Origin of the sequence: Paraburkholderia rhizosphaerae, from assembly GCF_004366595.1 — a bacterium.
GTDB classification, from domain to species: Bacteria; Pseudomonadota; Gammaproteobacteria; order Burkholderiales; family Burkholderiaceae; genus Paraburkholderia; species Paraburkholderia rhizosphaerae.
Map to the genome: position 1 here is coordinate 115,765 of NZ_SORE01000023.1, position 13,804 is coordinate 129,568.

At 63.6% G+C, this 13,804-nt stretch carries 10 protein-coding genes and 1 pseudogene; 7 read left to right on the plus strand and 4 right to left on the minus strand.

What is annotated here, in order from left to right:
• The first annotated feature begins 46 nt into the window (after positions 1-46).
• The 6 genes from BX592_RS25885 to BX592_RS25910 all read left to right on the plus strand — a co-directional run bounded on the left by BX592_RS25885 (position 47) and on the right by BX592_RS25910 (position 8,210).
• Complete coding sequence (locus BX592_RS25885; RefSeq protein ID WP_134195981.1) at positions 47-1,198, plus strand: sugar ABC transporter substrate-binding protein; 1,152 nt, start codon at positions 47-49, stop codon at positions 1,196-1,198.
• A gap of 106 nt (positions 1,199-1,304) precedes the next feature.
• Positions 1,305-2,843, plus strand: a complete 1,539-nt coding sequence (locus BX592_RS25890; protein ID WP_243849731.1) for a sugar ABC transporter ATP-binding protein — start codon at positions 1,305-1,307, stop codon at positions 2,841-2,843.
• A 63-nt stretch (positions 2,844-2,906) separates the two neighbouring features.
• Positions 2,907-5,012 (plus strand): ABC transporter permease subunit, encoded by a 2,106-nt coding sequence (locus BX592_RS25895; RefSeq protein ID WP_134195983.1) that lies wholly within the window; start codon positions 2,907-2,909, stop codon positions 5,010-5,012.
• Positions 5,013-5,112: 100 nt separating this feature from the next.
• Positions 5,113-6,120: a 3-hydroxyacyl-CoA dehydrogenase gene (locus BX592_RS25900; RefSeq protein WP_134195985.1), complete on the plus strand. Its 1,008-nt coding sequence runs from the start codon at positions 5,113-5,115 to the stop codon at positions 6,118-6,120.
• An 87-nt stretch (positions 6,121-6,207) separates the two neighbouring features.
• Entirely contained in the window at positions 6,208-7,110 is a 903-nt protein-coding gene (locus tag BX592_RS25905) for an SMP-30/gluconolactonase/LRE family protein (protein WP_134195987.1), read from the plus strand.
• Between the two features lie 272 nt (positions 7,111-7,382).
• A complete protein-coding gene (locus BX592_RS25910; RefSeq protein WP_243849732.1) occupies positions 7,383-8,210 on the plus strand; it encodes a Crp/Fnr family transcriptional regulator in 828 nt (275 codons plus the stop codon).
• Here BX592_RS25910 and BX592_RS25915 read toward each other — a convergent pair.
• The 4 genes and pseudogenes from BX592_RS25915 to BX592_RS25930 form a co-directional block, all read right to left on the minus strand.
• Entirely contained in the window at positions 8,196-8,867 is a 672-nt protein-coding gene (locus BX592_RS25915; RefSeq protein WP_134195989.1) for an aspartate/glutamate racemase family protein, read from the minus strand. The genes BX592_RS25910 and BX592_RS25915 overlap by 15 nt on opposite strands.
• A 49-nt stretch (positions 8,868-8,916) precedes the next feature.
• Positions 8,917-10,419, minus strand: coding sequence for a sugar ABC transporter ATP-binding protein (locus BX592_RS25920; RefSeq protein ID WP_134195991.1), 1,503 nt, complete (start codon positions 10,417-10,419; stop codon positions 8,917-8,919).
• Between the two features lie 17 nt (positions 10,420-10,436).
• Entirely contained in the window at positions 10,437-11,384 is a 948-nt protein-coding gene (locus BX592_RS25925) for a sugar-binding protein (protein WP_134195993.1), read from the minus strand.
• Positions 11,385-11,450: 66 nt separating this feature from the next.
• Positions 11,451-12,381: pseudogene (locus BX592_RS25930) on the minus strand (ABC transporter permease).
• 364 nt (positions 12,382-12,745) lie between these two features.
• On the opposite strand from BX592_RS25930, the gene BX592_RS25935 reads away from it, so the two are divergent.
• The gene (locus BX592_RS25935; RefSeq protein WP_134195995.1) at positions 12,746-13,645 is read left to right on the plus strand and encodes an NAD-dependent epimerase/dehydratase family protein; all 900 of its coding nucleotides are present in this window, start codon (positions 12,746-12,748) and stop codon (positions 13,643-13,645) included.
• Positions 13,646-13,804: the final 159 nt, after the last annotated feature.

Here is a 13,804-nt window from a genome sequence, read left to right on the forward strand (position 1 = left end):
GGACGAGACTCAAACAATCACAACCTAAGCAGGATTGGAGGCAGACATGAACGTTTTGACGCACATCCCTGGTCGTGCGGGGCGCCTGCTACGCGGCGCCGCGCTCGGAGCGTCGCTCGCCGCCGCGTGTATTGGCGGCCTCACCGTGTCCGGGCCCGCCGCCGCTGCGGGCAAGTACAAGATCTTTCTGTCGATGAGCTACGTCGGTAACGACTGGCAAACCGAAGCGGCCAATATGATCAAGGCGATGGCCGCGACTCCCGCGTTGAAGGACAAGGTCGACCTCGAAGTGCAGGTCGCCGGCACCGATGCGCAAAAACAGATCCAGCAGATCAACTCGATGGTGCAAGCCGGCGCGAAGGCGATCGTGATCTATCCGATCTCGCCGACCGCGCTCAATCGCGCGATCAAGAACGCGTGTTCGAAAGGCGTGGTGGTCGTCGCGTACGACGGCGAAGTGACCGAGCCGTGCGCGCACAACGTCGCGATCGATCAGCACCAGGCCGGCACCGTCACCGCCGAATGGCTCGCGAAGACATTGAACGGCAAAGGCAGCATCGTGATGATCACCGGTGTGCCGGGCACGTCGGTTGACCGCGAACGCACCGAAGCCGCCAAACAGGTGTTCGCGAAGTACCCAGGCATCAAGGTAATCGCGGAAGGCACCGGCATGTGGAGCCAGGCAACCGCGAAGACCGAACTGTCGAAGATTCTCGCGACCAACAGCTGGGACAAGATCGACGGCCTGTGGATGCAGGTGGGTTGCTTCACCGCTGCGTCGATGCAGCTCGACGCGGGCATTCCGGACAACAAGATCAAGCCGTGCGCGGGCGAATCGTCGAACGGCCATCGGGTGCAGATGCTGCCGCCGGGCGCTGTGAAGGGCGAAGGCGCGTATCGGTCGATCGGCTACCGGTCGATCTCGTACGGCGCGCCGCCCTACTCCGGCGCAATGGCGCTGAAGCTCGCGGTGCAGAAGCTCGACGGCAAGGATTTTCCGGCGCGCGTGACGCTGAAGCTGCCGCTCGTCGAAACCGCTCAGTCGAAGCTGTGCCAGACCGGCTCGATCGACGAATTACGCGCGGGCTGCACCGCGTTCCCGCCGGACAAGGTGCCGCCGGGCTGGTTCGCGGACATCTATTCGGATGAGACGCGCGAAGTCGGCTTCAACGCCGCACTGACCGGCAAGAGCGATTAACAGCGACATCAGGGACGGGACTCGCGGCAATCGACGCGCGCCCCGTCCGGGCTCGACACTTCACTCGCGCCACGCGCAACACTTCACGTTGTAACGGAGTCCGACGATGACGGTGATGACCGAACCTCGCGAAGCCCACGCGGACCACTGGGCGATCGACGTCGCGAACGTCACGAAGCGCTTCGGCGCAACGGTCGCGCTGAACAACGCGTCGTTTCATGTGCGGCGCGGCGCCGTGCACGCGTTGCTTGGAGAAAACGGCGCGGGCAAGTCGACCACGGTCAAGCTGTTGTCCGGCCTGATCCGCCCGGACGAAGGCCGCATCGCGATTCTCGGCCGCGACGTGCAGATGCGCGAACCGAAGGACGCGCATCGTGCCGGCGTGCAGACTGCATTTCAGGAGATGACGCTGGTGCGCGACCTGACGGTCGCGCAAAACCTGCTGCTCGGCAACGAACCGTCGGGCCTGTTCGGTCGCATCAAGCGCGCGGACGCGCAGCGACATGTCGCACAGTGGCTCGACAAGCTCGAACTGACCGACGTGCGGCCAGGCGCGTACGTGCGCGATCTCGCATTGCCGGTGCGGCAGAAAATCGAAATCGCGAAGGCGATGGTGCGCGACCCGCAGGTGCTGCTGCTCGACGAGCCGACCTCGGCGTTATCGGGCCGCGACGTCGCGTGGCTCGCGCGCCGCATCGAAGAGATGAAGGCGCGCGGCGTGACGTTCGTGTTTATCTCGCACCGGATGCAGGAAGTCCGCGAGTTCTGCGACAGCCTGACGATCTATCGTAACGGCCGCGACGTCGGCGCATTCGACACGAAAGACATTTCCGACGACGAAGTGATCCGCCTCGTGATCGGCCGCTCGATGGACGCGAAGTATCCGCCGAAGACGCCGCCGACGTTCACCGCGCCGGCGCCCGCGCTCGAACTGCGCAATGCGCGCGTCGACGGCGTCGTGGAAGATTTCAGCCTCGGGTTGAAAGCCGGCGAAGTGCATGGCATCGCCGCGCTGCAGGGAATGGGACAGCGCGAGCTGTTCGAGGCGCTGTTCGGCGCCGAATATATCGACGACGGCCAGATGCTGGTCGACGGCCGTCCGGTCACGCTCACGTCGACTGCCGATTCGCTGAAAGCCGGCGTCGCGACGAGCCTGCTGCCCGAAGACCGTAAGACCGAAGGCCTGTTCCTGCGGCTGTCGGGCGGCGAAAACATCTCACTGCCGGTGATCAAGCGCTATACGCGTTTCGGCCTGATCGATCGCAAGCGCGAGCGCGCGGCGATCGAGCGCGTGCTCGCACAAATGGAAGTGAATCCGCGCGCGGTCTACAAGCCGTGCCTGTCGTTTTCCGGCGGTAATCAGCAGAAGATCGCGATGGCCAAGTGGCTGCTGACGCAAAGCCGCGTGTGGCTGATGTTCGACCCGACGCGCGGTATCGACGTCGGCACCAAGCACCAGATCTTCGTGCTGATGCGCGCATTCGCGGCGGCGGGCGGCGCGGTGCTGTTCTATTCGACCGACGTGCCCGAACTCGTCAACGTATGCGACCGCGTATCGGTGATGTACCGCGGACGTAACGTCGCCGAGCTCGAAGGCGACATGCTGACCGAAGAGAACGTGATGCGCAGGATGCTGGCGAGTTAAGTCGAACGGAACCGAACTGAACGACCGGCTCGACCCACGCGATTCAGGTTACAAGGAAACGTCATGAGCAACGCAATCGCCTCTCCCGACAGCGAAATCGTGCGGCCCGGCGCGCGCATCGGCATCGGCGCGCGGATCGACCATCATCGCGGGCTGATCATCGCGATCGGCGCACTGATCGCGATGCTGATCGCGTGGGTCGCGCTGTCCGCGACGCCGGTCGGCCTCTACGACATCGGCTCGCTCATCTCGAGCGCCGCGACGCTCGCGCTCGTCGCGATCGGGCAAACCATCGTCGTGTTGAGCGGCGGCTTCGATCTGTCCGCATCAGCGGTGCTGTCGCTCGCGAATGTGCTGGCGGTGCGCTTCGTGCACGGCTCACCGCTCGAGCAATGGGCCGGCGCCGCGCTGATCGTCGCGATCGGCGGCGGGTTCGGTTTTATCAACGGCGCGCTGATCGCGTGGTTCCGGCTGCAATCGATCGTCGTCACGCTGGCGACGATGTTCATGGTGCAAGGCCTCACGCTGCTGATCCAGAACAAGCCGGGCGGCAGCGTCGGCGACCAGTTCGCGGGCTTCGTCACGTCCGATCTGATTCCGGACAAGCTGCCGATGTCGGCCGGCATTCTGATCGCCGCGCTGCTCGTCTGGGCGTTTATCCGCCGTACGCGCTTTGGTGTCGGCCTGTATGCGATCGGCAGCGAACCGGATAGCGCGTACGCGAACGGCGCGCCGGTCACCCGTTACCGGATCATGACGTATGTGCTCGCCGGCATGTTTTACGCGGTTGCGGGCCTGTACGTGTCCGCGCAGACCGGTTCGGCCGACCCGCTGGTCGGACGGCCGCTGCTGCTGTCGATGTTCACCGCGGTCGTGCTCGGCGGCACGTTGCTTGGCGGCGGACGCGGCGGCTGTGTCGGCACGGTGTTCGCCGCGATGACGCTGATGGTGACTGTCAATATCCTGCTCGTGCTGAATGTCTCCGCGTTCTTCACGACGATTGCCGAAGCGGTGATTCTGATTCTCGCGGTGCTTGGCTCGTCGATCGGCAAACAGTCGGCCGCCCATGAATCCGCACGGCACGCCGTGCAGTGGCTGAAAGCGTGGCGCACCGGCACACGCGCGCGCAATGGCCGCGGCGGCAGCACGCGCCGCGTCGCCTTCGAAGTCGAGGACTTCAAGCCGATCGCGAATACCGAGCTGTCCGGCCGCTGGCTCACCGATTGGATCGAGCGCAATCGCGAATGGGCAAAGTACATCGTGCCCGCGTATCTGCTGTTCTTCGGCGTGGTCGCCGTAACCGGCTTTGTCTATGGGCCGGGCGTGCTGGTCAGCGCGAATTTCTACAGCAGCCTGCTGACGCTCACGTTATTCCTCGCGATTCTCGGCCTGGGTCAGGGCGCGGTGATTCTGACCGGCGGTCTCGATCTGTCGGTGCCGTGGCTGATCACGCTGTCTGGCGTGCTGCTGACCGGCCTCACGCATGGCCTGAATGAAGCGGCGTGGTGGGCGGTGCCGGTCGTGCTCGCGGCCGGGTTGCTGGTGGGCCTCTTCAACGGTATCGGCGTGGTCGTGCTCGGCTTGCCGCCGATCGTCGTCACGCTGGCGGCGAACGGTCTGCTGCAAGGCATTACGCTGATCTATTGCAACGGTTCGCCGCAAGGCTGGGCGCCGTCCGCGATCAGCAGCTTCACCAACGATCACGCCGGGCCGCTGTCGCTTGCCGCATGGAGCGTGCCGCTCGTGCTTGTCATTGCGCTGCTGCTGTTGCATCGCACCGCGTTCGGCCGGCGCGTGTATGCGGTCGGCAACTCGCCGGTCGCCGCGAAGCTGTCGGGCGTGCGGGTCGGCGCGACGCTGATTGCCGTGTACTGCCTGTCGGCGGTGTGTTCGGCGATCGTCGGCGTGCTGCTCGCGGGCTTCAGCAGCCAGGCGTTTCTCGGCATGGGCGACCCGTATCTGCTGCCGTCGATCGCGGTCGTAGTGGTCGGCGGCGCGCTGATTACCGGCGGACGCGGCCACTATCTCGGCGTGTTCGGCGGCGCGCTGCTGCTGACCGCGCTCGGTACGCTGCTGGCCGGCACCACGGTGCCGCCCGCGGTGCGCGACATCATCAACGGCGTGGTGGTGCTGGCCGCGGTGATCACGTTGCGCGATCGCAAGGGGTAACAGCGCGCAACGAAACGCCGGTAACGAAGCGCACGCAACGGCTGCATCGAGTATCCGGCATCCACGCGGCGCATACGGCCTACGACGACAAGGGCAATCGATGACAACTTCAAAGCAACCGGATGAAGCGAAGGGATCGACGGCAAGGACGGGAACGGTAAAACCCACCCGCCCGATCGCCATCATCGGCACCGGCCGGATCGGCCGCGCATGGGCGATCGTGTTTGCGCGTGCGGGCTTACCCGTGAAGCTGCACGACACCGACCGCGCGATGCTCGATGAGGCGCTGCCGGCGATTCGCGACAGCCTCGCGGATCTCGCGCGCTTTGGCTTGATCGACGACACGCCCGCCGCAATCGCCGAACGAATCACCGCGTGCGCGACGCTTGCCGACGCGGTGCGCGATGCCGAACTTGTGCAGGAGAACATCCCGGAGCGCGTCGACGTGAAGCGCACGATGTTCGCCGAACTTGACCGGCTGACCCGCCCCGATGCATTGCTCGCGAGTTCGACGTCGGCGCTGACCGCGTCGACCTTCACCGAGACGCTTAAGGGCCGCGCACGCTGCTTCGTTGCGCATCCGGTCAATCCGCCGTCGCTGGTGCCGCTCGTCGAGTTGTGCGGCGCGCCGTGGACCTCCGCGGATACGCTCGCGCGCGCCCGCGCGCTATACGAAGCGGTCGGCCAGAAGCCTGTTCTTGTCGAAGGCGAAATCGCCGGCTTTCTGTTGAACCGGCTGCAAGGCGCATTGCTCGACGAAGCGATGAGTCTCTACGAACAAGGCTATGCGAACGCGGCCGACCTCGACACCGTGATGCGCGACGGCCTCGGATTGCGCTGGGCGTTGATGGGTCCGTTCGAGACGATCGATCTGAATGCACCCGGCGGCGTCGCCGATTACGCGTATCGCTATGCCGACCTGTACAAAGGCCTCGCCAGCGAACGGGTGCCGTTCGACTGGTCGCCCGCGACCATTGAAAAGCTCGCCGCCGAGCGCGACGCGGTGTTGCCGCGTGCGGACATCGAAGCGCGCAGCCGCTGGCGCGACCGTCGGCTGATGGCGCTGCTCGCGCACCGGCGCGCCGACGCCGGCAACGAAGACCAATGACCGAAGCGCCATGACCGATAACCGTCGCGCGCACTCACCGCGCCGACGCTCGAGTGCCAACCGCAACATCGAACGATGGAGACATTCATGATCGAAACCCGCCTGCTGGTCGACGCGAACAACCATCTGGGAGAAGGTCCGCTGTGGGATGTGAATGAACAGCGGCTGTACTGGATCGACAGCACCGCCGCCGAGATCTACCGCTGCCGCGCGGATGGCAGTGAAGTCGAACGCTTTTTCGTGCCGACGCATATCGGCTCGATGGCGCTGCGCGAAAAAGGCGGCGCGGTGGTCGCGCTCGCCAACGGCCTGCACTTTTACGATTTCGACGCGCAAACGGTGCGGCTGATCGCCGACCCGGAAAGCGACGACCCGGAAACGCGCTTCAACGACGGCAAGGTGGACCGGCGCGGCCGCTTCGTCGCGGGCACGATGGCATACGACTTCGACCGTTTCGATGCCGACCGCGGCCAGCGCTCGACGCGCAGCGGCGGCCTGTACCAGCTCGGCACGGACGGCAAGCTCGTGTGCCTCGATCGCGGCATCAGCTGCTCGAACGGACCGTGCTGGAGCCCCGATAACCGCACGCTGTACTTCACCGACACCTACGACCGGCTGATGTACGCGTACGACTACGACATCGAAACCGGCAAAGCCACGAATCGCCGCGTGTTTGCATCCGCGCGCGACATGGCGGGCACGTTCGACGGCGCGACGGTCGACGCGCAAGGCTACGTGTGGAGCGCGCTCGTGTTCGGCGGACGGATTTTGCGCTACGCGCCGGACGGCAAGCTCGATCGCATCGTACCGTTTCCGGTTCGTAATCTGACCAGCGTGATGTTCGGCGGCGCGAATCTCGACGTGCTGTATGTGACGACGATGGGCCGCCCGATGTGGGGCATTCCGCAGAAAGAGCGCGATCGCGGCGGGCTGTTCGCGGTGACCGGCCTGGGCGTAAAGGGCCTTCCGGAGCCGCGTTTCGCCGGTTAACGCGCGCTGCGCATTCGCTGAGCGCAACTTTCGATTGTGTCCATGCACGCCGCGCCCGGCACGCGCTTTGTGTGCCGCGCGGCGTCCACCTACATTCTGCTTACATCGCTATCGGAAGCCGCTTCGCATCCGCACAGCGCGTTTCCGGCACGCTGGTTAGAATAACCGGCAACCAGTCGGCATCGATCACGCCGCCTGCCTACAGCGTGCGCTCGCCGGCATCGGACCGCCAGTCAGCGTGTCGACCTGACGCAAACAAAGGAGACAAAGCGATGTGGTTCGTCGGAAAGAGTGAGCTTCTCTCGCTGATTGAGCGCAGTTGCCTCGAAGAGGTGATGCCGGCCTTCAGCGATCACCGCAGCCTGCGCAAGAACGCGCTGATCTACCGGCCGGAGGAACGCAGCGAGTACGTGTACTTGCTGAAAGTCGGCCACGTGCGGCTGTACCGGCTGACCGAGGACGGTCAGGAAATCACGCTGTCGTTTATCAAGGCCGGCATGATCTTCGGCGACGGCGATGTGCTCAACGAAGCGAACTACTCGCACTACGCGCAGACGCTTGCCGAAAGCCGCATCTGCTATATCCGCAAAGCCGACTTCAAGGATCTGCTGACGCGCTACGACGCGATCAACCAGTTTGTGCTGAGAAGCCACCATCAACGCTGGCAGGAAGCACAGAAGCTGATCGAAAACCTGTCGCTGCACGACGTGCGCAAACGGCTCGTGAATATTCTTGCGATGTTCGCGACGCAGATCGGCACGCCGTTCACGCACGGCGAGCACGCCGGCGCGGTGTTGATCGACCTGACGATCGCGCAGGACAAGCTCGCGGAATTTATCGGCACGTCGCGCGAATCGGTGAACCGGCATTTCAGCGATCTGAAAACGGCAGGCCTCGTCGATACGCATGAACGCAAGATCGTGCTGACGAAGGCATTCGTTGCGCAGTACCTGCCTGACTTCGCGTCGCTGGCGGATCATGGTGCAAAAGCGACTGCACAAGCGAGCGGTCCGGCGCGCGCCACAGACGCCACGCCGGCCACCGCGGGCACGCCCGTGCCGGCGAACCACGCTCATGCCGCGCCGTTAGTGCGCGCCTGAGCGCGCGTTTTCCAGCGCTAGCTTCAGCGACCCGACGCCGCTTTGCGGGCTCGACAGCACCGGCACACGTGTCGCGCCGAGCGACGGCACAAGGCGCGCCATCGACACCTGCGCGAGCACGACCACGTCCACTTCGTCCGCGAGGCCGACGATGGTCTGCTTGAGAATCGCGTCGTGCCGCTCGGTGTTGCCCGCGAGCAGCGCCTCGAATGCCTCTTCGGCGACGCGCTCGACGACGCTCACTTCGCGTTTCTGTTCGGCCGCTTTCTTGCGGATCAGCCGCACGGTCGGTTCGAGCGTCGTCTTCACGGTCGCGACCACGCCGATGCGCTTACCAATGCGGCTCGCGTCGAGCGCCATTGCTTCGTCGATCTTGACGATCGGCGTGCGAATGATTCCGCGCAGCTGATCGACCGCCTCGCCGACCGATGAACACGCATTCAGGATAAAGTCGGCGTTCATCGCCTGCGCGTTCGCCATATAGCTGTACATGCGCTGCGTGACTTCGGGCGTCAGATGGCCGGCCGTGCGTACATCGTTCAGCAGGCTGTCGTCGACGATATTGATCACGCGTGCGTCCGGCAATTGCTCTTTCAGTTGATCCTTCAGCGGCTGCACGGTCACCGGGCCGGTGTGCACTACGACAATCGTGGTCATCTCTGTTACGTCTCCATTTGAAAAAACTGTTGCGAGCACTTCTGGCGCACTAAGCCGTCGCTGCCGCCATCACCCGTTCCTGTGTCGCGTCAGCACGCTCGAATGCGCCGTTCAGCCGCCCTTCGCGCACGACCAGAATACGGTCGCTGATCGCGAGGACTTCCTGCAAATCCGACGAGATCGCAATAATCGCGATGCCCTGCGCGGCCAGCCGCGCGAGCAGCGCATGCACTTCCGCTTTCGCGCCGATATCGATGCCGCGCGTCGGCTCGTCGACAATCAGCACCCGCGGTTCGCGTGCGACCCATTTCGCGAGCACGACCTTCTGCTGATTGCCGCCGCTCAGGTTGATGACCTTTTGCTCGATCGACGGCGTCTTCACGCCGAGCGTGCGCACGAACTGGCGGCAACGTTCGTCTTCAACCGCGCGTCTGACGAACTGGAACGGCGCATACGCGTCGAGATGCGTGAGACTGAAGTTCTCGCGCACGCTCATGCCGGCGACAAGCCCCTGCCCTTTGCGGTCTTCGGTCGCAAAGCCGATACCGTGCACAATCGCATCGTACGGGCTTGCGATCGACACCTTCTTTCCTTCGATCAGCACATCGCCGGTGCACGGCCGCATGCCGAAGATCATCTCCATGATCTCGGTGCGCCCCGAGCCGACCAGACCCGCGATGCCGAGGATCTCGCCGCGATGCACCGCAAAACTGATATCGCGTACGCGCGCCGGCGCGCGATTGCGCGAGCGCATCGTCAGATTGCGCACTTCGAGCACGACCTCGCGCGTTGCATGTGAGCCGGAAACCGCATACAGGTCGCTCAATTCGCGATCGACCATCTTGCGCACCAGCCATTCGCGCGTGACTTCCCCCATCGGCGCGCTGCCGACCGTCGAACCGTCGCGCAACACGGTTACGCGGTCCGCGAGTTCAAACAGTTCTTCGAGCCGATGCGAAATATAAACGATACCGATGTTCTGCGTGCGCAGCCGTTTGATCAGCTCGAGCAGGATGCGCGTCTCGTGGTGACTCAGCGACGCGGTCGGCTCGTCCATGATGATGATTTTCGACTCGCATGAAATCGCTTTCGCGATTTCGACCATCTGCTTCTGGCCGACGCTCAGCTCGCTCACCTGCATGCGCGGGTCGAGCGACATGCCGATCGTGTCGAGCAGTGTGCGCGCGGCATCGTTCATCCGCGCGCGGTCGATCAGACCGAAGCGGTTGCGCGGTTCGCGCGCGAGAAAAATGTTCTCCGCGATACTCAGGTTGTCGACGACCGACAGCTCCTGATAGATGATGCCGATGCCAAGCGCACGCGCGTGATTGCCGTCGCGCAGCACGACCGGTGCGCCTTCGACGATGATCTGTCCGCCATCGTCGGGCGCGAGCACGCCGGTCAGTATCTTCATCAGCGTGCTCTTGCCCGCGCCGTTCTCGCCGGCGAGCGCGAGCACTTCGCCGCGCGCAACCGACAGCGTCACGCGTTGCAGCGCACGCACGCCGGGGAAAGTCTTCGAGATATCGCGAACTTCGAGAAACGGCGTCATCGCTTGGCCTGTTTGGTCTACTTCGTATAGCTGCCCAGATTGTCTTTGGTCACGACCGTCACGCCGGTGTCGATATCTTTCGCCTGCGTTTCGCTGCCCTGAATCTGCGCCACCAGGTGTTCGACCGCGAGCTTGCCCATCGTCACCGGCCGCTGCACCATGATCCCTTGAATCGTGCCGTCGCGAACGCCCTTCACGGTGTCGGGCAGATCGTCGAACGCGAGTACTTCGAGCTTGCCTTTCATCGCGCCGAACTCACGCGTATTCAGCACTTTCGCAACCGCCGGCCCGCCGACCTGGCTCACACCGAAAATCCCCTTCAGCTGCGGATGCGCGCGCAGCGTCGTTTCGACGACCGATACGCCTTTCGCGAGATCGTCATCGGTGCCCTGCGTCTCGACAATCTTGATGCCCGGGTAGGCGGCCAAGCCCTTCTTGATCCCCGCAATCCGCTCGTTCAGATTGACCGCGCCGAGCTGCCCGGTAATGATCGCGACCTCGCCGTTGCCGTTCAACGCCTTGGCCATGGTTTGCGCCATCTGCTGGCCCGCTGCGTCGTTGCTCGTGCCGATATACATCGAGCGGCCGCTGCCGGGCGAGTCCGAATCGTAGGTCAGCACCTTGATGCCGCTCTTTTCCGCGCGCTTCATCACGCTTTCGACCGACTTCGGTTCATTCACCGATATCGCAATGCCGTCGACATGCTTCGAGATCAGGTCTTCGATAATCTGCACCTGCGTCGAGCCCTGCGTATTCTGCGGCACCACCCATTGATACTTGACGTCGAGCTTGCTCGCCTCCGCCTGCGCACCGTGATTGCAGTCATCGAAGAACGGCACGGCGACCTTTGGAATCACCGCGATCGAAATGTCCTTCGCGTCTTTCGCGTGGGCCACGCCCGACGCGAGCGCGAAAATCGCCAGCAGGCATTGCGCGGCGGCCGCGCGACGCAGGGTATGTTGCATGAATTTGTCTCCAGTTTTATCGGTTGTTGGTCAAGCTCACAGCACGCGCGAGCCCGGCAGCAGGCGTTAGCGCCCTTTACGGCGCAGCCGCCAGATGTCGATGCTCACCGCGATCAGGATCACGCAGCCGGTGATGGTCTGCTGCGCATAAGTGTCGATATTGAGCAGCACTACGCCGTTGGTGATGATGCCGGCCAGCGCCGCGCCGATGATCGCGCCTGCCGCCCGACAGGCTGGCGCCGCCGATCGCGGCCGCCGCGATCACGTCGAGTTCCGCGCCGAAGCCGGCCGCGGGCTCAGCGGACACGAAGCGCGAGAAACTGATCACGCCGGCAACCGCCGCGATCAGCCCGGAAAGCGCGTAGACGGTGAACTTCACGCGCGCGGTGCGCACGCCGCTCAACAGCGCCGCGGTTTCGTTGCCGCCGGTCGCATACACATGCCGGCCGAAACGCGTGCGCCGCATCACCACCGAAAAGCACGCGGCCATCACCGCCATCACAACCACCGGAAACGGGATAAAGCCGATATAGCCCTGGCCGATGAACGTGAAGCTGTCGGGCACATCGGGCGTGACCGGCACGCCCTTCGTGATGATGTACATCAGGCCGCGCCCGATCGATAGCGTGCCGAGCGTCGCGATAAACGGCGGCAACTGGATGCGCGTGACCAGAAAGCCGTTGAATGCACCGACAATGACACCGGTCAACAGCCCGCCGGCGACCGCCGCGAATGCGCCGAGCCCATGCTGGAACGCGAGCGCGGTGACGAGCGATGACAGGCCCATCACCGAGCCGACCGACAGGTCGATGCCACCCGTAATGATGACGAGCATCATGCCGACCGCCATGATCGCCGTCAGCGAAAACGAGCGGAACACACCCATCAGATTGTTAGTCGTCAGGAAGTACGGCGAAAAGAGACTGATCAGCGCGCCGACCAGAATCAGCACGGCAAGAATATTCAGTTCGCGGATCTTCAGACACGCGCGCAGCATCGCGAGCGGCGCGGGCACCGCGGGCGTTTCGGTTTTCGACGCGTCTGCTTTCGACGATAGGGCTCTCAACGGGTGTCTCCTCGCTGTCGTGCTGGTTGGCGCGCTCCGTGCTAACTCGCAGCAGTCGCGCTCGACATCGGGATGATCTTAGGCGCAGAGTGCGCTGTGAAACTGTGACGGGCGTCATACAAACGTATCGGGGTTGTCCCGCAATGCGGCGCAGTGTTACCGTCGCGCCGCGGACTATGACATCCGTCACAGCCACCATTGCACGGAAATCGCTAAGCTTCGGGTAAGGCACGGACCTTGGCTGAAGCGAAAAGCGAGTCCGGCCCCTCAAATTTCCTTACAAGGAGCAAATCGCATGACGAAGCGAGTGATTGTGACCGGCGGCAGCGGCCTCGCCGGCAAGTGGGTCGTCGAGGACCTCGTCGAGCACGGCTATGAAGTGATGAACCTCGACCGCGTGCCGATGCCCAAGCGCACCGCACGCACGCTGATCACCGACATCACCGACGCCGGCCAGGTCTTCAACGCGCTCGCGTCGAGCACCGCGGCGGCCGAGTTCGTCGACGATCTCGAACCGAAGCCGATCGATGCGATCGTCCACTTCGCGGCGATTCCGCGCATCATGATCACGCCCGATAACGAGGTGTTCCGCATCAACGTGATGGGCACGTACAACATTCTCGATGCGGCGACCAAGCTCGGCATCCGCAAAGTGATCGTCGCGTCGAGCGAGACGACGTACGGCGTGGTGTTCGCGCACCGGCACCGCAATCCGCAGTACTTTCCGCTCGACGAGCAGTATCCGGTCGATCCGATGGACAGCTATGCAACGTCGAAGGTGATCAACGAGGTGACCGCGAAGGCGTTTCATGCGCGCACCGGTTCGGATATCTACTGCTTCCGGATCGGCAACGTGCTCGATCCGGAGGACTACGCGAAGTTCAAGGTGTGGACGAAGGACCCGGGCATGCGCAAGCGGATTGCGTGGAGTTATATCGACGGGCGCGATCTTGCGCAGGCATGCCGCCTCGCGATCGAAAAGGACGGGCTCGGCTTCGAGGTGATGAACATTGCCGCGGATGACGTGTCGTCCGATGTGCCGACCGCCGAACTGCTTAAACGTTACTATCCGGACGTGCCGGTGAAGAAACAGATGGGCGAGTTCGAGACGCTGCTGAGCAATGAAAAGCTCAAGCGTCTGCTTGGATGGAAGCAGCAACACTACTGGCGCGACGAGGCGAAGAAGCACGGATAAGCGCGCGGATTCATTCGTCATGTAGCCAATAATCTTCTGCGTATTTCTTCCGTGGCATCGGGCGGGACCTATCCGTGATTTCGTGGGCGAGGCATATCATGAGCGATAAAAATCATGGATATGCCAATGAAGAAGAAACGCACGGTGGCGTCTCAGGCA

Coding starts and splice junctions, on each gene's coding strand:
- BX592_RS25905 (WP_134195987.1), top strand. CDS start 6,208: ATGATCGAAACCCGCCTGCTGGTCGACGCGAACAACCATCTGGGAGAA.
- BX592_RS25935 (WP_134195995.1), top strand. CDS start 12,746: ATGACGAAGCGAGTGATTGTGACCGGCGGCAGCGGCCTCGCCGGCAAG.
- BX592_RS25910 (WP_243849732.1), top strand. CDS start 7,383: ATGTGGTTCGTCGGAAAGAGTGAGCTTCTCTCGCTGATTGAGCGCAGT.
- BX592_RS25925 (WP_134195993.1), bottom strand. CDS start 11,384: ATGCAACATACCCTGCGTCGCGCGGCCGCCGCGCAATGCCTGCTGGCG.
- BX592_RS25885 (WP_134195981.1), top strand. CDS start 47: ATGAACGTTTTGACGCACATCCCTGGTCGTGCGGGGCGCCTGCTACGC.
- BX592_RS25915 (WP_134195989.1), bottom strand. CDS start 8,867: ATGACCACGATTGTCGTAGTGCACACCGGCCCGGTGACCGTGCAGCCG.
- BX592_RS25920 (WP_134195991.1), bottom strand. CDS start 10,419: ATGACGCCGTTTCTCGAAGTTCGCGATATCTCGAAGACTTTCCCCGGC.
- BX592_RS25890 (WP_243849731.1), top strand. CDS start 1,305: ATGACGGTGATGACCGAACCTCGCGAAGCCCACGCGGACCACTGGGCG.
- BX592_RS25900 (WP_134195985.1), top strand. CDS start 5,113: ATGACAACTTCAAAGCAACCGGATGAAGCGAAGGGATCGACGGCAAGG.
- BX592_RS25895 (WP_134195983.1), top strand. CDS start 2,907: ATGAGCAACGCAATCGCCTCTCCCGACAGCGAAATCGTGCGGCCCGGC.